The 22,900-nt window shown below is 68.5% G+C and carries 17 protein-coding genes; 9 read left to right on the top strand and 8 right to left on the bottom strand.

Going from position 1 to position 22,900, the window contains the following annotated elements:
- Positions 1–27 precede the first annotated feature (27 nt).
- Both AB0C01_RS02780 and AB0C01_RS02775 read right to left on the bottom strand, forming a co-directional pair.
- The gene (locus AB0C01_RS02780) at positions 28–738 is read right to left on the bottom strand and encodes a DNA alkylation repair protein (protein WP_357254391.1); all 711 of its coding nucleotides are present in this window, start codon (positions 736–738) and stop codon (positions 28–30) included.
- Between the two features lie 135 nt (positions 739–873).
- Positions 874–2,349: an arabinofuranosidase catalytic domain-containing protein gene (locus AB0C01_RS02775; protein ID WP_357570047.1), complete on the bottom strand. Its 1,476-nt coding sequence runs from the start codon at positions 2,347–2,349 to the stop codon at positions 874–876.
- 212 nt (positions 2,350–2,561) lie between these two features.
- On the opposite strand from AB0C01_RS02775, the gene AB0C01_RS02770 reads away from it, so the two are divergent.
- On the top strand, positions 2,562–3,584 hold the full coding sequence (locus AB0C01_RS02770; protein WP_357254387.1) for a LacI family DNA-binding transcriptional regulator: 1,023 nt from the start codon (positions 2,562–2,564) through the stop codon (positions 3,582–3,584).
- On the opposite strand, the gene AB0C01_RS02765 is transcribed toward AB0C01_RS02770, so the two are convergent.
- From AB0C01_RS02765 to AB0C01_RS02750, 4 genes are read right to left on the bottom strand one after another with little or no spacing between them, the layout of a single operon-like run.
- Entirely contained in the window at positions 3,571–5,283 is a 1,713-nt protein-coding gene (locus AB0C01_RS02765; RefSeq protein WP_357254385.1) for a trehalase family glycosidase, read from the bottom strand. The genes AB0C01_RS02770 and AB0C01_RS02765 overlap by 14 nt on opposite strands.
- A gap of 32 nt (positions 5,284–5,315) precedes the next feature.
- Positions 5,316–6,140 carry a carbohydrate ABC transporter permease gene (locus AB0C01_RS02760; RefSeq protein WP_357254383.1) on the bottom strand — a complete coding sequence of 275 codons (825 nt, stop codon included), beginning with the start codon at positions 6,138–6,140 and terminating at the stop codon, positions 5,316–5,318.
- The gene (locus AB0C01_RS02755; RefSeq protein ID WP_357254381.1) at positions 6,137–7,108 is read right to left on the bottom strand and encodes a sugar ABC transporter permease; all 972 of its coding nucleotides are present in this window, start codon (positions 7,106–7,108) and stop codon (positions 6,137–6,139) included. The genes AB0C01_RS02760 and AB0C01_RS02755 overlap by 4 nt, the downstream gene beginning before the upstream one ends.
- A gap of 18 nt (positions 7,109–7,126) precedes the next feature.
- Entirely contained in the window at positions 7,127–8,362 is a 1,236-nt protein-coding gene (locus AB0C01_RS02750; protein ID WP_357254379.1) for an extracellular solute-binding protein, read from the bottom strand.
- Positions 8,363–8,662: 300 nt separating this feature from the next.
- Here AB0C01_RS02750 and AB0C01_RS02745 point away from each other — a divergent pair, with 300 nt between their 5' ends.
- Entirely contained in the window at positions 8,663–10,498 is a 1,836-nt protein-coding gene (locus tag AB0C01_RS02745) for an RICIN domain-containing protein (RefSeq protein ID WP_357570046.1), read from the top strand.
- Between the two features lie 182 nt (positions 10,499–10,680).
- A complete protein-coding gene (locus AB0C01_RS02740; protein WP_357570045.1) occupies positions 10,681–12,285 on the top strand; it encodes an arabinofuranosidase catalytic domain-containing protein in 1,605 nt (534 codons plus the stop codon).
- Between the two features lie 158 nt (positions 12,286–12,443).
- Here AB0C01_RS02740 and AB0C01_RS02735 read toward each other — a convergent pair whose 3' ends face one another.
- Complete coding sequence (locus tag AB0C01_RS02735; protein WP_357570044.1) at positions 12,444–13,790, bottom strand: PHB depolymerase family esterase; 1,347 nt, start codon at positions 13,788–13,790, stop codon at positions 12,444–12,446.
- Between the two features lie 266 nt (positions 13,791–14,056).
- Here AB0C01_RS02735 and AB0C01_RS02730 point away from each other — a divergent pair, with 266 nt between their 5' ends.
- From AB0C01_RS02730 to AB0C01_RS02720, 3 genes are all read left to right on the top strand, one after another.
- On the top strand, positions 14,057–15,055 hold the full coding sequence (locus AB0C01_RS02730) for a PaaX family transcriptional regulator C-terminal domain-containing protein (protein WP_357254371.1): 999 nt from the start codon (positions 14,057–14,059) through the stop codon (positions 15,053–15,055).
- Positions 15,056–15,545: 490 nt separating this feature from the next.
- Positions 15,546–17,015 (top strand): endo-1,4-beta-xylanase, encoded by a 1,470-nt coding sequence (locus AB0C01_RS02725; protein ID WP_357570043.1) that lies wholly within the window; start codon positions 15,546–15,548, stop codon positions 17,013–17,015.
- Between the two features lie 428 nt (positions 17,016–17,443).
- On the top strand, positions 17,444–18,826 hold the full coding sequence (locus AB0C01_RS02720) for an RICIN domain-containing protein (protein ID WP_357254367.1): 1,383 nt from the start codon (positions 17,444–17,446) through the stop codon (positions 18,824–18,826).
- An 81-nt stretch (positions 18,827–18,907) separates the two neighbouring features.
- Here the strand turns inward: AB0C01_RS02720 and AB0C01_RS02715 are convergent, their stop codons facing one another.
- On the bottom strand, positions 18,908–19,678 hold the full coding sequence (locus tag AB0C01_RS02715; protein ID WP_357254365.1) for a FadR/GntR family transcriptional regulator: 771 nt from the start codon (positions 19,676–19,678) through the stop codon (positions 18,908–18,910).
- A gap of 257 nt (positions 19,679–19,935) precedes the next feature.
- On the opposite strand from AB0C01_RS02715, the gene AB0C01_RS02710 reads away from it, so the two are divergent.
- The 3 genes from AB0C01_RS02710 to AB0C01_RS02700 are packed head-to-tail and all read left to right on the top strand — an operon-like array spanning position 19,936 to position 22,899.
- Positions 19,936–21,087 carry an extracellular solute-binding protein gene (locus tag AB0C01_RS02710; protein WP_357254363.1) on the top strand — a complete coding sequence of 384 codons (1,152 nt, stop codon included), beginning with the start codon at positions 19,936–19,938 and terminating at the stop codon, positions 21,085–21,087.
- Between the two features lie 4 nt (positions 21,088–21,091).
- On the top strand, positions 21,092–22,072 hold the full coding sequence (locus AB0C01_RS02705; RefSeq protein WP_357254361.1) for a sugar ABC transporter permease: 981 nt from the start codon (positions 21,092–21,094) through the stop codon (positions 22,070–22,072).
- Positions 22,072–22,899 (top strand): carbohydrate ABC transporter permease, encoded by an 828-nt coding sequence (locus AB0C01_RS02700; protein WP_357254359.1) that lies wholly within the window; start codon positions 22,072–22,074, stop codon positions 22,897–22,899. Before AB0C01_RS02705 ends, AB0C01_RS02700 begins: the two co-directional genes overlap by 1 nt.
- Position 22,900: the final 1 nt, after the last annotated feature.

The following is a 22,900-nucleotide window of genomic DNA, read 5'->3' as shown; positions in this document are numbered from 1 at the left end:
CGCTGACGCGTCGTTGCGCTGGCTTTGCTAGGCCGCACCGGTCAGGTACATCCGACGTCGCGGCGGCTCGAACTTCTCGATCGCGTACCGCAGCATGACCCGTGGCATGCCCCGGTAGCGCCCGGTGAGGAACTGTTCCTCCGCCGCCCGGTCACGGTTGCCCACCTCGCGCAGCATCCAACCCACCGCCTTCTGCACGAGGTCGTGCGGGTCGTGCAGGAGCTGATCACCGATCCGGAAGGTCCACTGGAAGTCGCCGGCCTTGATGAAGGCGAACGTTGCCATGATCGCGATCCGGCGGTCCCACACCAGGCCCGACGCGGCCAGCCGGTCCAGGACGCTCCGGTCCCTGTCGAGCAGCCAGGGCCCGACGATGTACGGCGCGGACGAGTCCACCAGGTCCCAGTTGTTGATGCGGTCGGTGTTGGTCAGGACGAGGTCGAAGATCCGGCCCCGCTCCTGGTCGTCGCCCTTGGCGAACTTGCGCACCAGGATGAACAACGACGTCAGCCTCTCCTCGTGCACGCCGCTGGCCAGCAGGTCCGCCGTCTCGGACAGGGGAAGGTCGCGCCAGTAGCGGGAGGCCACCTCACGCTGTTGCGGCACGGAGACGCCGATCGTGCGGTCACCCTCGCCGTACCCGCCCGGGGTCATCTGGAGGAACCGGCGCGACGCCTCCGCTCGGTGCGGGTCGGCGAGGCTGGCGAGTTCGGAGCGGATGTCGGCGGTGGTGGCCATGACTGCCCAACGTACCGGGGCAGCGGGTCGGGCCGTGGACCTTCGACCGCGATGCGGCGGGCCGTCGGCTGCCGGGCGGTGCCGCCCCCGCGGATTGCGCGGAGACGGCCCGACCGATCGGGTGGTGGCGAGGGGTCAGCTACGGGTGGACCACTGCTGGTTCTGTTGTCCGTTGCAGGCCCAGAGGAGGAGCTTGGTGCCGTTCGCGGTGCCGGCGCCGTTGGCGTCGAGGCAGAGCCCGGACTGGACGCCGGTGATGGTGCCGTTGGAGTTGATGTTCCACTGTTGGTTGGTGCCGCCGTTGCAGTCCCAGATGATCACCTGGGTGCCGTTGGTGGTGCCCCGGCCGCTGGCGTCGAGGCACTTGTTGCCGTACACCTGGAGTTGTTTGCCGGCGGTGGAGGTCCAGCGCTGCGCGGTGTTGCCGACGCAGTCCCAGAGTTGCACCTGGGTGCCGTTGGTGGTGGTGCCGTTCGGCACGTCGACGCAGCGGCCGGACTGGCCGCCGACGATCTGGACGCCCTGTTGCGGGTTACCGCCACCGGCCGGTGCGTAGCCGGCGGCGGCGATGTTGGCCTGCACGGCGTCCTCGGTCGCGGCCGTCGGGTAGCCGTAGGTCAACACACCCTCGAAGAAGGTGCCACGCCCGGTGATGCTGTTGTCGCCGCCAATGCCGAGCAGGATGGCCCCCTCCTTCTTCATCGGGTGGTAGCCGTTGGGGCGACGCCCGTCGAAGTAGGTGGTCAGGCCGCCCGACTGCGCGCTGCCGCCCCGGATCGCCCAGTGGTTCGGCTCGCCCTTGACCATGGCCGTGACGAACCGGTGGTTGATGGGCGCGATGTTGTTGTACCCCGCGTTCACCCCGGAGAACAGCCCCCACTCCAGGTCGGCCATGATCCAGGGTCCGGCGCCGGCGCCGTAGCCCCACTGCTTGTTGGCCCCGAAGTAGACGGTCTCCATGATGGCGCGCTCGTCGGCCAGGTTGTTCGTCTGCGCGTTGCCGTAGTCGAAGCAGCACCACTGGTTGTAGTGCGTGCCGTCCACGACGGCGTAGATGCCCTCGGGCTGGTCGCCGGTGGCGACGCCGTTGGTGTTGTTGTTGCGGTAGCCGGTGCCGGGGGCGATGTAGACCCCGTACGCCTTCTGACCGCCGACGGTGATCGGTGCCGCCTTCGCGTCGGCGAGGTTGTCCCATCCGCCGGGAGCGGGCCCGACGAAGTAGCCGGGAGGCGCCTGGGTCAGGCGGTTGTTGCGGCCGGACTGGTCGTAGAGGATGGTGATGACGCAGTTGGTGTTGGCGCAGAACGAGTCCTGCGTGGCGGCGTTGACGTAGCCACCCTCGCTCAGCACACCGATGTCGCGGGTGGTGTTGTCCGAGGAGCGCCGGACCTGGTAGAGCGGGCCGTTGTACGCGCCGTACAGCGCGCGGGTGGTGCTGTGCGCGGCCACGCACGGGGTGCCACCCGAGGCGTAGATGTCGCACGGTCCGGTGCCGGCGGCGCGGGCGACTCCCGGCGCGTCCGAGACCACGTAGATGCTGGCGCCGAGGGCGAGAACCAGCACGGTCCCCGCGGCGGCCATCAGGCGACGCAAGCGTCTCTTCACATTCATCGGATCCTCTCGGCGGTGTGGTGGGTGCGGTGATAAGCGACATCACACGTCACACCTTTTTACATTAATGCGCGTCCATGTATTGCGCCAGCTGCCGCAGCCCTTGCTGCTGCGGACTTCCTGACGCGGGCCTGCGATCCAGGACGGATATGCTCAGCAGCGAACAACGGTGCGTCCCCGTGTCGGGGCAATAATCGATTCGAGGGCGCGGTATGAACATCGGGGAGATCGCCCGTCGGGCGGGGGTGTCCCGCAGCACCGTGTCCTACGTGCTGAGCGGTAAGCGGACCGTGTCGGAGACGACCCGGCAGCGGATCCAGGCGGTCATCGACGAGCTGGACTACCGACCCAACGCCAGTGCCCGCGCGCTGAAGGAGGGACGCACCCGCACCCTCGGCCTGGTGATCCCCCCGGCGAGTCAGCGGCTGACCGACATGCAGTTGGGTTTCGTCGCCAGCGTCGTGGAGGCGGCCGCTCGCCACGACCTCGATGTGCTGCTGTCCCCGTCCGGTGGTGACCACGACCGGTCCTTCGAGCGGATCGTCACCGGGCGTCGGGTGGACGGCGTGGTCCTGATGGAGATCCGCCTCGCCGACGACCGCGTGACCCGCCTGACCAGGGCCGGTCTGCCGTTCGTCACGATCGGGCGGATAGCCGAGCCGCAGGACATGAGTTGGATCGACATCGACTACTCCGGGCTGATCGCCCGCTGCGTGCACCACCTGGCCGACCTGGGGCACCGGCACGTGGCGCTGGTGAACCGCTCCGCCGAGCTGGTGGCCGCGGGTTACGGCCCCAGCCATCGGGCGCTGGCCGGCTTCCGGGCGGCGGCGGTGGAGCGGGGCCTGACCGGTGTGGAGGTCTGCTGCGGCGACGACACCGCCTCCGGCGAGGCGTGCGTGGAACAGCTGCTCGTGACCCATCCCGACGTCACGGCCATCGCCACCATCAACGAGGCCGCGCTGCCCGGAATGCAGCGGGCGCTGACCGGCGCCGGCCTGTCCGTGCCCCGCGACTTCTCCGTCACCGGTGTCGCCGCCCAGCACTGGGCGGAGGACTTCCGTCCGCCGTTGACGGCCGCGGACGTGCCGATGGTCGAGATGGGCGCCGAGGCCGTGTCGCTGCTGTTGGAGAGCATCGCCGCCCCCGGCGCCGTGCCACGTCACCGGCTGTACAGCCCGCCCATCTCGTTGCGCTCCAGCACCGGTCCGGTGCGGGCTGCTACTCCTTCGTGATCCGCCGTTCCTCCTGACCGGCGGCCAGAATGAGATAGCTGCTGGCGGTCCAGGTGTACGCCCGGTCCCGGAGCCCGGCCCCGGTCTCGGCGTCGAAGTTCTCCGCGAATCCGGACTTCTCACACAGCGCCAGGAACCGTCGACCGATCTCGTCGGCGATCCTGGTCTGCCCGGCCCGCCGCAGGCCGTCCTCGACCAGGACGGTGGAGGGTGCCCAGATCGGGCCACGCCAGTAGCCGTCGGCGAGATAGTGCGCCGAGTCGACCGGCTCGGTGGCCAGCCCGTGGGTGGTCAGGTGGGTTTCGACGCCCCGGGCCAGCGTGGCGGCGACCGGAGCGGGCAGGTCGGCGCCGAGCGAGACGGGCATCAGGTCGAGCAGGCTTCGGCTCGCCCGCCGATCGCCGGTGTGCGGGTTGCGGGCGGTGAAGCGTTCGCCGTCCCACAGGTCCCGCAGCATGGCGCCGTGGATCCGGTCGGCCTCCCGGGACCACTGTTCGGCGGGCTCACCCAGCTCGGTGGCGAGGTCGGCGAGGCAGCGAAGCTGGGACACCAGGAACGCGGCGAGGTCGGCCGTCTGGAGGACTCGGTTGCCGTCGAAGGTGGTCGCGTTGTCCCAGCCGCTGTCGTTGCCGTGCTGGTAGTGGGGCAGCTCCTGGCCGGGGGCCCGGCGGGCGTCGAGCCAGAACCGGGTCCAGCGGGCCAACCGGTCGTACGTCTGCGCCAACGCCGCGCGGTCCGGTGGCTGGGGAAGGCGTCGACGCAGGTGCCGCAGGGCCCAGCCGTGGATGGGAGGCTTGACGTAGTTGTGCAGGACCTCGGAGTGCGTGACCGAGTCGGGTAGGGCGCCGGCCTCGTCCTGGTGGTCGAAGGGCAGCTGGAACTGGTGCCAGGCCAGCTCGGGCTCGCCGGCGGCCAGGGCGATCGCGTTGAAGCAGTGGTCCCAGCTCCACACCTTGTCCATCCAGTGCTTGGACATCAGGACCGCGGGCCGGGTGACGAAGCCCGCCGGGGCGACGGTGGCCGACCACAGGACGTAGGCGGCCAGCTCGGCGGCCGGCGTTTCCGCACCCCGCCACGGTGCGACCGCGTCGACGAACGCGCTGAACTCGGCGGCCCGGTCGCGGCACAGCTGGTCGAAGGGGACGGACCCGGCGTACGGGCGGCGGGCGGTGGCGTACTCCTCGATCGCGATCTCCCATGGCTGGTCACCGGGGAGGTCGACGTACCGGTCCGCGGTGCCGAGCGCCTCGACGCCGTCGGTGCGCCGGAGAGCACCGGAGAGCACGGTGATCCGGTAGCGGCGACCGGTCTCGTACGAGGTGAACACGTGGGAGCCGTCGAGCGGGTCGTGGTAGAGGTAGGTGCCGCTGAACGGGGTGAGGGTGGGCGTGGCCGCGGCCACCCGCAGGCCGAGCCGTCGGCCCCGGATCCGCAGGGTGTCCGGGCCGTCGTAGACAGCCTCGATCCGGTCGGCGCCGTTCCGCCAGGTCAGCAGCGCGGGTGTGGCGACGATCGTGGCGTCGGCCGCCGCGGGGGAGAGCCGCAGTACGGGGTGCAGCCCGGTCTGGTGGGAGACCAGGTGCAGATCGTCGGCGTACGTCTTCTCGGCGACCACCGGGGAGATGTTGAACCAGGCTCCTCGGTAGCTGAACGGGATGTCCTGGACGGGGAACTCCGGACCGGACGGGGCGACGGTCATGGGTGGCGGGTGCCTTTCTGTGGTGCGGGTGGTCAGTCCTTGACGGCGCCGGCGGTCACGCCCATCGAGACGTAGCGCTGGGCCAGGATCAGCAGCACCGCGGCGGGGATGGAGGCGACAACAGCGGTGGCCATGATGGCGTTCCACTGCTGGTTGTTGTTGCCGATGTAGTGGTAGATGCCGAGGGTGATCGGCTGGTGGTCGCCGCCGCCGGCGAGTGTCGAGGCGAAGATGAAGTCCGACCACGACCAGAGGAACGCGAACAGGGACACCGTGACGATCGAGTTGCGGCTGACCGGGAGCACGATCGACCAGAAGGTTCGCAGCCGGCCAGCGCCGTCGACCACGGCGGCCTGGAGCAGCTCGTCGGGTATGCCGGACATGAAGGCCGTGAAGATCAGCACAGCGAACGGCACCGCGAGCGTCGAGTCGGCCAGGATCAGGCCGGGCAGCGTGTTCAGGACGCCGAGACTGAGATAGATGGCGTAGAAGCCCATCGCCATGATGATGCCCGGGATCATCTGCGCGATCAGCAGGACGAAACTCAGTGCCGTGCCGCCGGGTGGCCGCAGTTTCGCCAGCGCGTACCCGGCGGGGGCGGCCAGCGCCACGGTCAGCGCCACCGTGCCGAGACCGACCAGGAAGCTGGTGCCGAGGTACGGCAACTGCTGGTCGAGCACGGCCCGGTAGCCGTCCAGCGTGCCGTTGGTCGGGAACAGGTGCGGGGGATCGGCCCGCATGTCCTGGTCCCGGGTGAACGACACATTGATCATCCAGTAGACGGGGAAGAGCATCAGCCCGGTCAGCACCAGACCGACGACGGTCTTCCACCAGACCCGAGGTGTGGAGGTGGTCATGGCAGGTTCTGCCTCCGCTGGATCCGGATGTAGACGAGCCCGGCGATCAGGGCCATCACGATGAGCAGGTTGCCGACGGCGGCACCCGGACCGAACTCGGGCAGCAGGTTGCCGAAGCCGAGTCGGTAGGACCAGGTCGCGAGCGTGGCGGAGGAGTTGGTCGGGCCACCCTTCGTCATGATCCAGATGATGTCGAAGACCTTCAGCGTGTAGATCAGCCCCAGCAGCAGCGTGATCGCGGAGACGGGGCGCAGCAGCGGAAAGGTGATCCCCCAGAACCGTTGCCAGCTCGACGCGCCGTCCAGCGCGGACGCCTCGTACATCTCGACCGGGATCGCCTGTAGCCCGCTGTACAACACCACCAGGTTGAACGGGATGCCGATCCAGATGTTCGCGATGATCACCGAGGCGAGCGACCAGCCCGGCGAGGTGAGCCAGTTGACCTGGTCGATGCCGACGACGCCGAGCGCCGCGTTGACCAACCCGGAATCGCTGTTGAGAAGCCACGACCAGGTCGAGGCCGAGACGATCAGCGGCAGCAACCACGGTACGAGGATCAACGCCCGCAACGTGCGCGACAGGGGGAAGTGCTGGTGGAAGAAGAGCGCCAGGGCCATGCCGATCGTGAACTGGAAGACCAGTGAGGCACCAGTGAAGACCAGGGTGTGCGTCAGCGTGGACCCGAAGGCCGGATCGGTCAGGACCGTCCGGTAGTTGTCGAGGCCGGCGAAGGGCGCGCCACCCTGCACGAACGACCGGACGGTGTACTCGCGCAGGCTCAACTCGAGATTGCGGTAGAGGGGGTAGGCGTAGAAGGCCACCAGGTAGAGGGTCGCCGGGGCCAGGAAGCCCCACGCCAGCCAACGGTTGGGCCGGCGGGCGCGGGACGGCGGAGGACCGGGTGGGGCGGACTTCGCCGCCTCACCCGGATCCGGTACGGCAGTGGAGCTGTGTGTCGAGGGGAGCATGGTGTCGGTTCGGCGCGGTTACCTGGTCGCGGCCTGAGCGGCGGTCAGTGCGTCCTTCGGTGACTTCCCACCGCTGAGCGCCGACTGCACCGCGGTCCACAGGGATTCCGAGATCTTCGGGTACTTCGTGCCGAGGTTGTCACCGGTGCGGCCCTTGGCTGCCCGGACCGCCTCCACCCAGACCTTGAGCTTGGGGTCGGCGGCCTGCCGATCCTGCACGGCGGCGACGGGTGCCACGTAGGACAGCGTGGTGTCGGTGGTGAGCAGGTTGTCGGCGTTGGTGAGGCAGGCGACGATCTTCTGCGACGTCTCGTACCTGTCGGTCTTCTTCTGCACCGGGATGGAGACGAACTCACCGCCGGTGGGCGCCGGCGCCGGGCCGCCCGCGCTGGCCGGGATCGCGATGGTGCCGTAGGAGAAGCCGAGCTTCTCCGCGTTGGCCAACTGCCAGGTGCCGTTCTCGGCGAACGCGAAGTCGCCGGTGGCGAACTCCTGCCAGCTCGTGGTCTGGGTGTTGTTGATGACCGAGTTCGGCGCGAGGCCCTGCTTGAGCCAGTCGGTCCAGAGCGTCAACGCGGACACGGCCTGCGGCGAGTCCAGGCTGGTCAGCTGGGCTCCCGAACCCCAGAACCAGGGCAGGAACTGGAAGCTGCCCTCCTCGGTGCCGATCGCGGAGAAGGTGATGCCCTTCTTCCCCTTGGCCTTGACCGCGTTCAGTGCCGTGGTCAGCGACGCCCAGTCCTTGATCGAGGCCGGATCGACGCCAGCGGCCTTCAGCAGGTCCTTGTTGTAGTAGAGGGCGAGCGTGTTCGCCCCGATCGGCACCCCGTACGTCTTGCCCCCGCTCTGGCCGGCGCCGAGCAGGTTCGGCGCCATGGCCGAGACGTCGAGCTTGTTGTCGTCGGTGGTGGTGAGCGCGCCGGCCTCGGCCAGTGTCGAGATGACCGGGTTGTCCACGATCAGCACGTCCGGTGAGTTGCCCTGCTGGGCGGCGAGCAGAGCCTTGTTGGTCAGGTCGGTGGTGTCGTAGCCGGTCCGCTCGACGCTCGCCGCCCCCGCCGAGGTGCCGCACTTCTTGAGCAGTGCGACCCACTCGGAGTCGGCGGCGAACTGCGGATACGGGTCCCAGACGAGGTAGGCGCCGCCGTCGCCGGGTCCGTCGCCGGACGACGATGAGCAGGCGCTGCCGGTCACCGCGGCGAGCGCTATCACGGCGACGGCGGCCAGGCGCCGTCGACGACTGAGTCCTGTCATGTGTTGCCTCACTTCAGTCGATCGTCAGGGTGGGGTGTGCGGGTTGACCGTCGCGGGTCGGACGACGTCCGACCATGAGGCGAACCGATTCGACAAATCGGTTCGCACGAAGATAGGTCCGTCGTTGCCGGCTGGTCAAGAGATGATCGGGCGTTCTGAAGGTTGCGCTGTGAAACGCCACCTTCACCGCGCCGTCACTTCATTGACATCGTTCAGTTCCTGGTCCTACGATCCCAGCGAATCGATTCGCAAGCGCAGCCCTCCGGAGAGCGTCCCCCGCGCCCCACCAAGGAGCCGCCCGTGAAAACCCCGTCCCCCGGCAGGTCAGGACGAGCGCACGCGCTCGTCGCCCGACTCGTGGTCGGCCTGCTCGCCGCCACCGCCGCCGTAACCGTCGCCGCGTCCCCGGCCCAGGCCGCCGACGAGTCGATAAGCGTCAACTTCGCCACGGACAACGGCACGCCGACCTACCGCGCGTCCGGCTGGATCTACGGCATGACCGAGAACGCCAGCGGTCCGGCCGACCACTTCTACCGAGACGTCAAGTTCCAGTCCATGCGTGCCGGTGGCGCGCAGCTGCCGGGCAGCGGCTGGGTCGGCGGCACCTACGACCGCCGGTGGAACTCCACCCTCGCCCAGGCACGTCGGACCACCGCCCTCGGCGGGAAGTTCATCATCCTGCCGCACGACCTGTGGGGTGCCGACGGCGCCGGAATCTCGCGCTTCCCCGGCGACAACGGCAACTGGACCGACTACGACAACTTCCTGACCCGGCTGATCACCGACGTCCGGGCGTCCGGGCTGAACGTGCAGTGGGACATCTGGAACGAACCCAACATCACCATCTTCTGGAACCGCCCGATCTCCCAGTACCTCGAACTGTGGCGCCGCACCTACCAGCGCCTCCGGGTGGAGTTCCCCAACCAGCTCATCGTCGGGCCGAGCTGTGCCTGCGTCCCGTCGACCAACCACGCCTTCTGGAACCAGTACCTGGACTTCGTCCGCTCGACCAACACGGTGCCGGACATCATCAGCTGGCACTCGCTGCCGGGCGACCCGGTCGCCAACGTCGCCGCCGCCAACGCCACCCTCGACCCCCGTGGCATCCCCCACCCACGGCCCTACCAGATCAACGAGTACGGCGCGCCCGACGAGCAGAACCCGGCCGACGGCGCCTGGTACATCGCGCGGCTGGAACGCGCCCGGGCCGACGGCCTGCGCGCGAACTGGGCCAGCGGAGGCAGCCTGCACAACGACCTCGGCAACCTGTTGATCCGCAACTCGGCCGGGCAGCACCAGCCCAAGGGTGAGTGGTGGAACTACCGCTACTACGCCTCCCAGACCGGACAGATCGCCGCGGTCACCCCCAGCCAGTCGTACGACGCGTTCGCCACGAAGGCGACCGGCACGGCGAAGGTCCTCATCGGCGGTGGTCGTACCACCGGGAACCTGACCGTCAACCTGCAACGCCTGGACACCACCAGCGGCATCGTGGCGAACAACCAGGTCCGGGTCCTCACCCAACGCATCCCGCACAACGGCGGCGGCGCCGTGCCGGGGCCGATCACGGTCTCGAACAGCGTGGTCAACGTGTCCAACAACAACGCCACCGTGTCCGTGCCGTACACCAACCAGACCGACACCTACACGATCACCCTGCTGCCCCCGTCGGACGGTGGCTTCCAGTCGGTGGCGGTGGCCCAGCACTCCCAGCAGTGCCTCAACAACGTCGGCCTGAGCACCGCCGACGGCAACGTCCAACAGCAGAACTACTGCGACGGCGGCGACCAGCAGCTCTGGAACTTCCGTCCGGTCGCGGGCGTGGCCAACACGTACACCGTGGTCAACCAGCAGAGCGGCAAGTGCCTCGACGTCAGTGGCGTGTCCACCGCCGACGGCGCTGCCGTGCACCAGTGGACCTGCCTGAACAGCTCCAACCAGCAGTTCACTCTTCGCAAGGTGACCTACTCGGGCAACGACTCGCACGACTACCAACTCGTCGCCCGACACAGCGGCAAGTGTGTCGATGTCAGTGGCGTCTCCACGGCGGCCGGCGCACTCGTCCACCAGTGGACCTGCAAGGCGGTCAACCAGGGCGGCACCCTGAACCAGACATGGCGGATCCTGGGGCGGTAGTCGTCCCGGGGGAGGTGACGCGCTGGCTGCCCCGCCCAGCGGCCAGCGCGCCACCCGGCAACTACATTCATTGACATGAATAAAATAAAGGTCATACGATTCGCTGCGATTCGCCATGCCACCACCCGCCCGTGGCGCGTCGACGATTACCCCGCACTTCCCCGACTCCGAGGAGCCACCTCGTGCGAATCCCGTCCCGCAGCGGGCCAGACACAGCCCGCGACCTCATCCCGAGACGTCAACGCGTCCGACGTCTGACCCTCCTGGCCGGTGTCCTGGCCGGGGTGCTCGTCGTCGTGGGCATCGGCGTCGGCACCACCCCCACCGGCTCGCCCTTCGCCGCCGAGGCCGCCGTGGCGGCCACCATCCAGCCGGGGCAGAGCACCCGGATCGTCGGCACGCCGTCCGGTCGCTGCCTCGAGGTGCCCAACTCCAGCACCACCAACGGCACCCAGACGCAACTCTGGGACTGCAACGGCGCCGCCGGCCAGACCTGGACCTGGACGTCGAGCAAGCAGCTCCAGGTGTACGGCAACAAGTGCCTGGACGCCTCCGGCCGGGGCACCACCAACGGGACCCAGGCGATCATCTGGGACTGCAACGGCCAGAACAACCAGCAGTGGAACGTCAACAGCAACGGCACCATCACCGGCGTGCAGTCCGGGCTCTGCCTCGACGCCAACGCCGCCGCCACCGCGAACGGCACCAAGGTCATCCTCTGGGCCTGCAACGGTGGCGCCAACCAGCAGTGGGCCTCGCCGAACACGCCGCCGACCTCGGTGCCGCCGACCTCGGCACCGCCGACCAGTCCGCCGCCGAGCGGTGCGCGCCCCTGCGACATCTACGCCTCGGGCGGCACTGCGTGCGTCGCGGCGCACAGCACGACGCGGGCGCTCTACGCGGCGTACTCCGGCAACCTCTACCAGGTCCGGCGCTCGTCGGACAACACGACCCGCAACGTCGGGCTGACCGGCGCGGGTGGCACCGCCAACGCGGCGACGCAGGATTCCTTCTGCACCGGCACCACCTGCGTGATCACCGTGGTCTTCGACCAGTCCGGGCGCGGCAACGACCTCTGGTACCAGGGGTCGAGCGTGGTTCCGGGATCGCCGCAGAGCAGGCCGGCGATCGCGACGTCGGAGTCGCTGACCGTGGGTGGCGCCAAGGCGTACTCGCTCTACATCAACCCCGGCAACAGCTACTGGCGCGACGGGCACCTCACCGGGGTGCCGACCGGCGCCGCCCCCGAGGGCATGTACATGGTCACCAGCGGCACCCACGTCAACAACGGCTGCTGCTTCGACTACGGCAACAGCGAGACGACCCGCAAGGCCGACGCCGCCGGTGCGATGGACGCCATCAACTTCAGCAAGCAGTGCTGGTTCGGTGGCTGCTCCGGCAGCGGACCCTGGGTGCAGGCGGACCTCGAGTGGGGTCTCTTCCCCGGTGGCAGCCAGAGCTGGAACCCGAACCAGCGCGCCTTCACCAGCAAGTTCGTGACCGCGACCCTCAAGAACAACGGCACCTCCCGCTTCGCCATCAAGGGCAGCGACGCCACGTCCGGCAGCCTCTACACGCTGTACGACGGCTCGCTCCCGCCCGGCTACAGCCCGATGAAGAAGCAGGGTGCGATCATCCTGGGCAGTGGCGGTGACTGCTGCAAGCCCGACGGCGGCGCGAACCTGAGCGCCGGCACCTTCTACGAGGGGGCCATGGTCGCCGGCTACCCGTCCGACGCGACCGAGGCCGCGGTGCAGGCGAGCATCGTGAGCGCCGGCTACCGCTGACCCCGGCAGCGGCGTCTGAACGACACGTGCGCCGGTCACCACCGCGGTGGTGACCGGCGCACACCCTCGTCGACGCCCGCCGGCTCAGGCCGGCGGTCACGGCCGGCGAGGCTCCGAGGAGGTACGGGTGCGCGCCGTCCCCGGAGTGCCGTTCGGTGTCAGGCCACCGAGCAGCTCGCGCCGTTGAGCGTGAACGCGCTCGGCTTGGCGGTGTTACCGGTGTGCGTGGCCTGGAAGCCGACGGTCACCGATCCGTTGGCGGGTATGCCGGCGTTGTAGGCGACATTCCTGGCCGTCACCTGCCCCGAGTTCGGGGAGTAGGAGGCGTTCCAGCCCGAGGTGATGCTCTGCCCGCCGGGCAGGGTGAACACCAGGGACCAGCCGTTGACGGCACCGGTGCCGGTGTTGGTGACGGTGATGTTCTCGGTCAGCCCGCTGTTCCAGGCGTTGACCGTGACGGTCACCCGGCAGCCGCCGGAGTCCGGCGGCGGGGTGGTCGGGTTCGGCGGCGGGGTGGTCGGGTTCGGCGGTGGGGTGGTCGGGTTGGGCGGTGGCGTCGTCGGGTTGGGCGGGCTGGTCAGGCCGAAGAACCCGATGGCGGACGCGGCCATGCCGCTGGCGGGCAGACTGTGCCCGGCGCCCTGGATGCTGTACGCCTCGACCTGAACCGTGCCGCTGCTGTCGGCGTACCTGCGCCGGTTCCAGTTCGGCTGCGGAGTGTCGGTCGAGGTGGGTGTCTGGCTCAGCCCGAACACGTTCGTCCACTGCTCGATCGACTCCTGCAAGAGCGAGTACGGCACGAGGGTGTCGTTGGTGCCGTGCCACAACTGGATGCGCGGGCGGGGTCCGGAATACCCGGGGTACGCCTGGCGGACCGCGTCACCCCACTGCTGCGGCGTCCGGTTCATGTTTCCGCCGGTGCACTGGCTGCTGGTGGGTGGGAAGTCGGCCGCGTTGGCGAAGCAGTTGAACGGCACCCCCATGAACGCGGCGCCGGCCTTGAACACGTCGGGATAGAGGGCCAGCATGTGGTTGGTCATCATGCCGCCGGAGGAACTGCCGGTGGCGTAGACGCGGTCCGGATCGGCGGCGTACTGCTGTTGCACGTGCCGGACCATCGAGACGATGGACACCGGGTCACTGCCGCCGCCGCGCCGCTTGGCCGCGTCCGACCAGACGTCGAAGCAGTTGCCGAATCCGGCCTGCTGGGTCGCGGACGGGTAGATCACGATAAATCCGTAGCGGTCGGCCAGGCCGGCGAACTCGCTGCCGGAGTAGAAGCCGGGGCCGGACCCACCGCAGCCGTGCATCGCCACGATGGTCGCCGGCCGGGCCGGGCGGTTGTCCGGCACGTAGACGTGCATCCGCATCCGACCCGGGTTGTCACCGAAGCTGGTCACCTCGGTCAGCGACGCCGCGTACGCGGGTGGGATCGCGGGGACCGCCAGGCCGGCCGCCAGCAGCGGCACGGCCAGGGTGAGCAGCAGTTTCCTTCTGATTCTCAACGGACGACTCCTTCGATTGCCTGTGCAGGCTGTGGATGGCCGCACGATCTGCCTCGCGGGGATGCCCGAGGCCCGCGGTGATCGCGCGATGCCCGCTACCGGTGGCTCGCCCTGCCCGACTCCGGACCACATCGCGTGGCGATTAGTGTTCTCCTCGGACCAACAAGTGTCAATCGAGGCTCTTCTATCGCCTGTCGACCGCGACGCTCGTTCGGCGGTATTCCGTCTACAGTCGTCACACCGTCCCTGAAGAGCACGGAGCGCCTGTGGCAAGCCCGTTCGACATCGACGAGATCTATCCCGACGACGGAGACCAACCGCTCCGGCTGCCCCGGCGGCAGGTCGGCAACTCGCCGCAGGGCGTGGCGGTGACCCTGCTGGCTGATTACACCCTGCGGACTCGTGCCGCGATCCCGTCCGCCGCCATCGTCGCGCTGCTCGCGGAGACGGGGGTGAGCGCGGCCGGCGCGCGTACCGCGATCAGCCGACTGGCCCGTCGCGGCGTCCTGGAGGGCAGCCGACGTGGGCGGCGCAGCTCCTACCGACTCAGCCGCGCGGCCGCTGTCAACCTCTCCGCCGGCGGCCACTGGATCCTCGCCTCGACCAGCTCGACCGTGCCCTGGGACGGGTGCTGGACGATCGTCGCGTTCTCGCTGCCGCAGGACCGGAGTGCCCAGCGCCGGGCCCTTCGTGCCCAACTGCGGTGGCTCGGATACGCGCCGTTGTACGACGGACTGTGGATCTCGCCGGACGAGCTGACCCCTGCCGCTCGTACCCAGCTCGACCAGCTCACCCTTGGTGCCGTCACGGTGTTCCGCGGACGGCAGACCGCGATCGAGTCCGCCATCCACCGCGCCCCGATCGAGGCCTGGGACATCACCGAGATCGGCCGGAGCTACCAGGCGTTCCTTGCGCACTGGACGGCGGTGTTGCCGCGGGTGGCGGCGGGGGAGATCGACGGAGCGGCCGCGGTGCGGGCCCGGACCGAGGTGATGGACACCTTCCGGCGCTTCCCCGTCCTCGATCCGCAGCTGCCCCTGGAACTCCTGCCGAAGAACTGGCTGCGGAGGCCGGCGCGGGAGTTGTTCGAGGCCGTCTACGACGGCCTGGCGGCACCTGCCGAGCGGCACGTCCGGGCTGTCGTCTCGCGGTTCACCGACCACGAGCCGCCCGGCATCGAGGCCCACACCACCGCCGACATCCTCGCCGGAGTACGCCCCGACGAGGACCCGGCGGGTCCGGCGCACGGCGCAGCCGTCTGCTGACGGTGGGTCATGCTCCGTTGTGCTGTGAGCGATAACAGTTTCACCGGGATACTCGCGTCGGCGAGGGGGTCGCGACGCGCATCAGCCCCTGGCCAGGGCTGCGCACCGGGCGGCGCTGACGAGGCAGGCATCGGCGGAGGTCAGCCCCCACGGTATCGATCCGGGCGTATGTTACGTCTTGACGAACGGCATGTTATCGCTCACCCTCGATATTGAGGACGCCAGCGATGGTTCACCGGGCGAGCCGCTGTCGCACCTCACGATCACGACGTCCCTCAGGGCATGCGGACGTCGATCAAGCGCCCTCGGCAGCGCTGTCAGCCCGCCGGACGACAGGTGTCAGTGCGCTCACCGACGCCGTCGACACCGACCGCGCCGCCGCCAACCCGCTCCGTGCGCGTCGTGATCAGGACCAGCCCTCCCGGACCGACTCTGGCAAGAAAGTGGCACGTCACCACCACCATTGCGACCACCACTGAGAAGGAACGACATGAAACCCAAGAGAACTCTGCTGGCGGCGGCGTCCCTCGCCGTCGCACTCACCGCGGGCATGACGGCGGTGCTCGCCCCCACGGCCAGCGGCGCCGGCACGACCCTGAAGGCGGCGGCGGCCGAGAAGGGCCGTTACTTCGGTGCGGCCGTCGCGGGGCAAAAGCTTTCCGACAATCAGTACGTGACGATTCTGAACCGCGAGTTCAACAGTGTCGTGGCCGAGAACGACATGAAGTGGGACGCGACCGAGCCGCAGCAGGGTCGGTTCAACTACACCGGTGGTGACCGGCTGGTCGCGCACGCGCAGGCCAATAGTCAGAGTGTGCGGGGCCATGCGCTGTTGTGGTATCAGCAGCAGCCGGGTTGGGCGCAGAACATGTCCGGCAGTCCGTTGCGCAGCGCGATGATGAACCACGTCACGCAGGTCGCGACCCACTTCAAGGGCAAGATCCATTCGTGGGACGTGGTGAACGAGGCGTTCGCCGACGGTAACAGCGGTGCGCGGCGTGACTCGAACCTGCAGCGCACGGGCAACGACTGGATCGAGGCGGCGTTCCGGGCGGCGCGGGCCGCGGATCCGGGTGCGAAGTTGTGTTACAACGACTACAACACCGACGGGATCAACGCGAAGTCGACGGGTATCTACAACATGGTGCGGGACTTCAAGTCCCGTGGTGTGCCGATCGACTGTGTGGGGTTCCAGTCGCACCTGGGCACGTCGTTGTCCAGTGACTACCAGGCCAATCTGCAGCGTTTCGCCGATCTCGGTGTGGACGTGCAGATCACCGAGCTGGACGTGATGACCGGCGGCAACCAGGCCAACATCTACGCCGGGGTCACTCGGGCCTGCCTGGCCGTTGCGCGCTGCACGGGCATCACCACGTGGGGTGTGCGCGACAGCGACTCCTGGCGCGGCGACGACAACGCCCTGCTCTTCGACCGGTCGGGCAACAAGAAGGCGGCGTACAACTCCGTCCTGGACACCCTCAACTCCGGCTCGACCACGCCCACCACGCCCCCGCCGGGCACCGGGGTGGACACCAGCGCCTGGTACGTGTTGCTCAACCGCAACAGCGGTAAGGCGCTCGACCTGTACGCCTCGGCCACCAACGACGGTGCCCGGATCAGCCAGTGGTCACGGAACAACGGCACCAACCAGCAGTGGCAGTTCACCGACTCCGGCGGTGGCTTCTACCGGGTGAAGTCCCGGCTCTCGGGCAAGGTCCTCGACGTCAGCGGCCGCTCGACCGCCGACGGCGGTGCGATCGTGCAGTGGTCCGACAACAACGGCACCAACCAGCAGTTCCGGCTCGCCGAGTCGAGCGGCGGCTATGTGCGGCTGATCAACCGCAACAGCAACAAGGCCGTCGAGGTGCAGGGCTCGTCCACCGCCGACGGGGGCAACATCGTGCAGTACGCCGACTGGGGCGGCAACAACCAGCAGTGGCAACTCGTCCGCATCGGATGACGACAGTCATGAACTAGCGGGACACCGTAGCGGCCCGCCCCATTCATCGGGGCGGGCCGCTACGACCGTCAGCGAACCTCGTCCATCGACTGTGAGCGATAACAGGACAGGCGTCAGGTCGTCCCGGGCCGCCGAGGCTGTGGGTTTCCGCCAGCTACCCGAGCCCCTGCTGGCGGCCGTGGTGGCCGTCTCGGACAGCGGTTCCGATAGACGTCGGTCGTTTGACGTATGACGTCGTTAGCGCTAATTTTCCACCCGCGGGCGGCGCGGCGGCAAGGTCGATCGCTGGCCTGACCGGGCACCTGTTCCGGCGGCCGCATCCCGCCTGCGCACCCCCGACGTGCCGACGCCACCACCAGACGCTGGCACACCCCCAGTCCACGCGCGGGCGTTCTGCTCGTGGGTGACCCCGATCGAAGGAGTGGACCATGAAGTCCATCGGTGAGGTTCGTTCCGCCTCTCCACCGAGACGTCGTTGGCGGTCAGGGTTGGCCGCCGCGGCGGCCGCGATCATGGCGGCCGGCACACTCGTCGCGGTCAACGCGGCACCCGCGGCGGCGGCGACAGTGGACACCAACGCCTGGTACGCCCTGGTGAACCGCAACAGCGGCAAGGCGCTGGATCTGGTCTCCTCGGCCACCACCGACGGCGCCCGGATCAGCCAGTGGACGCGGAACAGCGGCGCGAACCAGCAGTGGCAGTTCGTGGACTCCGGCGGCGGCTTCTACCGGCTGAAGTCCCGGCACTCCGGCAAGGTGCTCGATGTCAGTGGCTTCTCCACCGCCGACGGCGGGGCGATCGTGCAGTGGTCCGACCTCAACGGGACGAACCAGCAGTTCCGGCTGGCCGACTCGGACGGCGGCTACGTCCGGCTGATCAACCGCAACAGCAACAAGGCCGTTGAGGTGCAGGGCGCATCCACCGCCGACGGCGCCAACATCGTGCAGTACGCCGACTGGAACGGCACCAACCAGCAGTGGCAACTCGTCCGCGTCGACGGCAGCAACCCGCCGTCGGGTGGCAGCGGGTGCGGCAAGGCACCGACGCTGGCCAGCGGCACGCACACGATCCAGAGCAATGGCAAGACCCGCACCTTCATCCTGCGGGTACCCGCCAACTACAACAACAGCAACCCCTACCGGCTGATCTTCGCGTTCCACTGGCGCGGCGGCACGATGCAGGAGATCGCCTCCGGCGGCACCAGCGGGACCCCGTGGTCCTACTACGGGCAGCAGGAGCAGTCGAACAACAGCGCGATCCTGGTCGCGCCCCAGGGGTTCGGCAACGGCTGGGGCAACGCCGGTGGTGAGGACATCGTCTTCGTCGATGACATGATCAGCCGGATCGAGAGCAGCCTCTGCGTCAACCCGAGGCAGCGGTTCGCCCTCGGCTTCAGCTGGGGTGGCGGCATGAGCTACGCCGTCGCCTGCGCGCGGGCCAACGTCTTCCGCGCCGTCGCGGTCATCTCCGGTGGGCAGATCAGCGGTTGCAGTGGCGGTACGCAGCCCATCGCCTACTTCGGGCTGCACGGCATCTCGGACAACGTCCTGGGCATCTCCGGTGGCCGGGCGTTGCGCGACACGTTCGTCCGGAACAACGGCTGCACCGCGCAGAGCCCGCGTGAGCCGGCGGCCGGCAGCCGCACGCACGTCACCACCACGTACTCGGGCTGCCGTTCCGGTTACCCGGTGCAGTGGGCCGCGTACGACAACGGTCACATGCCCGGTCCGGTCGACGGCACCTATGCCGAGAGCGGCATCACGACCTGGACCAAGGGTGAGATCTGGAGGTTCTTCGCCCAGTTCTCCTGACCCGCGTTGCCGACCTGGTCGGCCGCTGGCGGCGCCTGCCCCCGTAGCCCGGGGGTGGGCGCCGCTTCGTCGTTCGGCCGGTCAGCGTTGCAGACGAACCGGCTTGCCGGAACCGCTGCGGCGGACCAGCCAGGCCTCGGTGATGTGGGTGAACATCGCCGCGGCGGCACCCTCGGAGTCGTGCGCCGCGATGCGCTCGTAGATGCGCCGGTGGCCCCGGTTGGACGCCACGCACAGGGAGCGCTCGGTCCGGCCCATGTAACGGGCGGTGTTGATGACCTGACTCTCCAGTGCCCGCACGACGCCGCGAGCGATGCGGTTCCCGGACGTCTGCATGATCGCGTCGTGGAAGGCCCGGTCATGCTCGTGGTAGGTGACGTGGTCGTCGACGAGCTGGTCCATCCGGTCGACCATGGCGCTCAGCCGGTCGATGGTCTGCGCGTCGGCGAGCCGGGCGGCGACGTTCGCCATGTCGGATTCCAGCACGCGCCGGGTGACGACGAGATCGTCGAGGATGGCGAGGCTGTCGTCCTGGGCGATGGTGGCCCCGAGGACGAGTTCGTCGAGCATGTCCCACTGCGCCGCGGGGGTGACCATGGTGCCGGCGCCCTGACGCACCTGCACCAGCCCCTTCTCCTGCAGGATCTTGACCGCCTCCCGGACGACGGTCCGGCTCACCGAGAAGGTCTCGCAGAGGATCGGCTCGGGCGGTAGGGACGTCCCGGACGGGTGTACGCCGCGTACGATGCGCTCCACCAGTTCGGCGGTGACCGCTCGGGCCAGGTTGGTCGGTCGACGCACCCATGCCGGTGTCACCGGGCTGTTCAGGGCCGTCTCCTGCGATGGCGTCATGTCCCCTCCGAAAGGCTCGCCGTGGCACGACGTCTGGCTCAGTGTACGGCTGAGTATTGACGTCACACGTCATACGAGTTACGTTCCGGGCAACATTGGCACGGCGGCGCGTCCGCCGGCCACCCCACTTTCTGAGGTGACAACTGATGAGACAGCGCGCAATATGGTCGGCCGTCCTCGTTGTGGGCCTGGCCCTGGCCGGTTGTGGAAGTGCTAGCGATTCGAGTTCGTCAAGCGGGTCGGACAGCAAGCTCGTCGTGTGGGACTGGAAGTCCGGCGAGCCGTTCGCCAAATCCTATCTGGACAAGGCTAAGGCCGACTTCAAGAAGAAGCACGCAAAGGTCGAGGTCGAGTTCGTAGCGCAGCCCTTCGACCAGTACTACACGCTGCTCGGTGCGGCGATCCAGTCCGGCAAGGGCCCGGACGTCATGCTGTTCAACGGTGGTGGCCAGATCCGCGACCGCGTTGACGCGCTGGTGCCGATCACCGACTACGTGGCCGAGGACAAGCAGCGGTTGGCCGGTTGGGAGGCGTTCAGCAAGGACGGCAAGGTCTACGCCGCCCCGGTGACCCTCCAGGGCTACCCGATCTACTACAACAAGGAGGTCTACCGCAAGGCCGGCCTCGACCCGGCGACCCCGGCCGCCACCTGGGACAAGTTCGTCGCCGACTGCGCCGCCATCTCCAAGGCCGGCTCCAAGTGCTTCGCCCTCGGCAACAAGGAGGGCGTCGGCATCCAGTTCTGGCTCTCCAGCCTGGGCTCGACCACCCTCACCGCCGCGGAGTACGACGCCTGGATCGCCGGCAAGCGCGACTGGAACTCCCCCAACGTCAAGCGGATCTTCCAGACCTGGAAGGAGTCCGGCGACAAGAAGATGAACAGCGACGGGGCCAACTCGACCGCCATGTTCAACGACTCGTTCGCGCTCTTCCAGTCCGGTAAGGCCGCGCACGTCATGGGTCTGATGTCGGACGTGGGGCACTGGCAGGACTTCAACGAGTTCCTCACCCCGGAGAAGCTCGGCGTCATGAAGGCCCCGGTCGTCACCGCTGGCACCACCCCGAGCCTCCCGTACGACGGTGGCATCGGCTACGCGGTCGCCAAGTGGACGAAGGACCCGAAGGTGGCCGCCGACCTGGTGCGCTCCCTGAGCTCGGCCGACGCGTTGAAGGCCTTCTACGCCGACGCCGGCGCGATCGCCGCCGACACCACCATCGACGTGTCCGCGGGCGGGCCCGCGGTCTCCACGATCGTCGGCGAGCTGAAGAGTGGCAAGCCCGCGCTGCACGTCGCGCTCTCCTCGAAGACGCTCGACCTGATGGGCCGCCTCTCCCAGCAACTGCTCAGCGGTTCGATCACCGTCGACGAGGTGGTGAAGCAGTTGGCCGCTTCCGACCAGGCGGGCTGACCTCGTGTCAATTGGAAACACGCAACCGTCGGTCCGTCTGGCTCAGGCCGGACGGGCCGGCGGGGCGGGGCCCACCCCCGCCGCCCATCGGCATGGTGCGCAGTCTCGTCGCACCCGCGGCGGTCTGCGGGCCGAACGCTTCGCCCCCTACGTCCTCGTCGCTCCGGCCATCCTGATCATCGTGGTGCTGCGGCTCTATCCGCTGCTCCTCGGCGTCAACTTCTCCTTCACCGGCGACGGTGCGCAAAACGGGACGGCTGTCGGATTCGGCAACTACCGCGAGCTGTTCCACGACCCGCTGTTCCGGACCGCGCTGAGCAACGTCGGGCTGCTGGTGCTGTTGCTCCCGGTGGCGGTGGCCATCCCCGGCCTGCTCGCGACGTTCATCTACCTGCGGGTGCCCGGCCACCGCTTCTACCGCAGCGTGTACTTCTTCCCCGCGGTGCTCTCGCCGGTCATCGTCGGCGCGATCTTCAACCTGCTGCTCGCCTTCGACGGCCCTCTCAACGCCATCCTCGGGTCGTTCGGCATCACTCCGGTGGACTGGCTCGGTGACCCGGACCTGGCGATGTTCATGGTGGTGGGCGTGCACATCTGGGCCACCTTCGGGATGGCCCTGGTGGTGTTCCTCTCCGGCTTCGCCACGCTGGACCCCGCGCTGCTGGACGCCGCCCGCGTCGATGGGGCGTCGCTGCGCCAGGTGGTCTGGCACGTGATCGTTCCGGCCCTCTCGCGCACCATCCAGTTCGTCTTCGTGACCACGATGATCGGGATGCTGACCTCGATGTTCGGGCTGCTCTACATCATGACCAGCGGGGGGCCGGAGGGGTCGACGTACCTGCCGGAGTTCTACATCTGGAAGCAGCAGGGCCAGATGAACCGTCCCGCTCTCGCGTCGGCCGCGTCGACGATCCTCTTCATGATCATGCTCGTGGTGGGGCTGTTGCAGATCAAGCTGCTCGAACGATCCGGAAAGGAGGATTGATGTCTCGGGCCCGCCTGGGATGGTGGCTGATCGCCATCCCCATGTCACTGCTCGCGCTGGCGACGATCTACCCACTGCTCTTCACCGCCAACGTCGCGATGAAGACCCGCCGTGACTACATCCTCGACCGGTTCTCCCTGACCGACGCCCTGCGCTGGGAGAACATCAGCACGGCGTGGAACAGCGTCGGCATGGGCCGCTACTTCGTCAACTCGCTGCTCGTGGTGACGGTGTCGGTGCTCCTGCTGCTGCTGCTTGGGTCGATGGCCGGCTTCGCGCTGAGCCAACTGCGGTTCCGTGGCTCGTCGGCGTTGTTCCTGGGTTGCCTCGCGGGGCTCTTCATCCCGTTCCAGGTGATCATGGTGCCGCTGTCCCGGATCATGGCCGACGCGGGGCTGATCGACACGTACCCCGGTCTGATCCTCGTCTACGTGGCCCAGTTCCTGCCCTTCACCGTGTTCCTGATGACGAGCTACTACCGGGGCATCCCACCGGAGATCGTCGACGCGGCCCGGATCGACGGCAACACCGTGTACGGCGTGTACCGCCGGATCATGTTGCCGCTGGGAAGGCCGGCACTGCTGTCGGTCGGCATCCTCAACGCCCTGTTCTGCTGGAACGACGTCCTCATGGCGCTGGTGATGATGCCCTCGGCCGATCACCGGACGCTCATGATCGGGGTGACCTCCCTGCGGGGGCAGTACTCCGACAACATTCCCACCTTCGCCTCCGGGGTGCTGATCGCCGCCATTCCCGTCCTGTTGGTTTACCTGTTCCTCCAGCGCCAAATTGCCGACGGTGTAGCCGCCGGTTCCACGAAGGGTTGAC

It is taken from the genome of Micromonospora sp. NPDC048905, assembly GCF_040649655.1.
GTDB lineage: Bacteria > Actinomycetota > Actinomycetes > Mycobacteriales > Micromonosporaceae > Micromonospora.
This window is presented reverse-complemented; position numbering and strand designations above follow the sequence as displayed.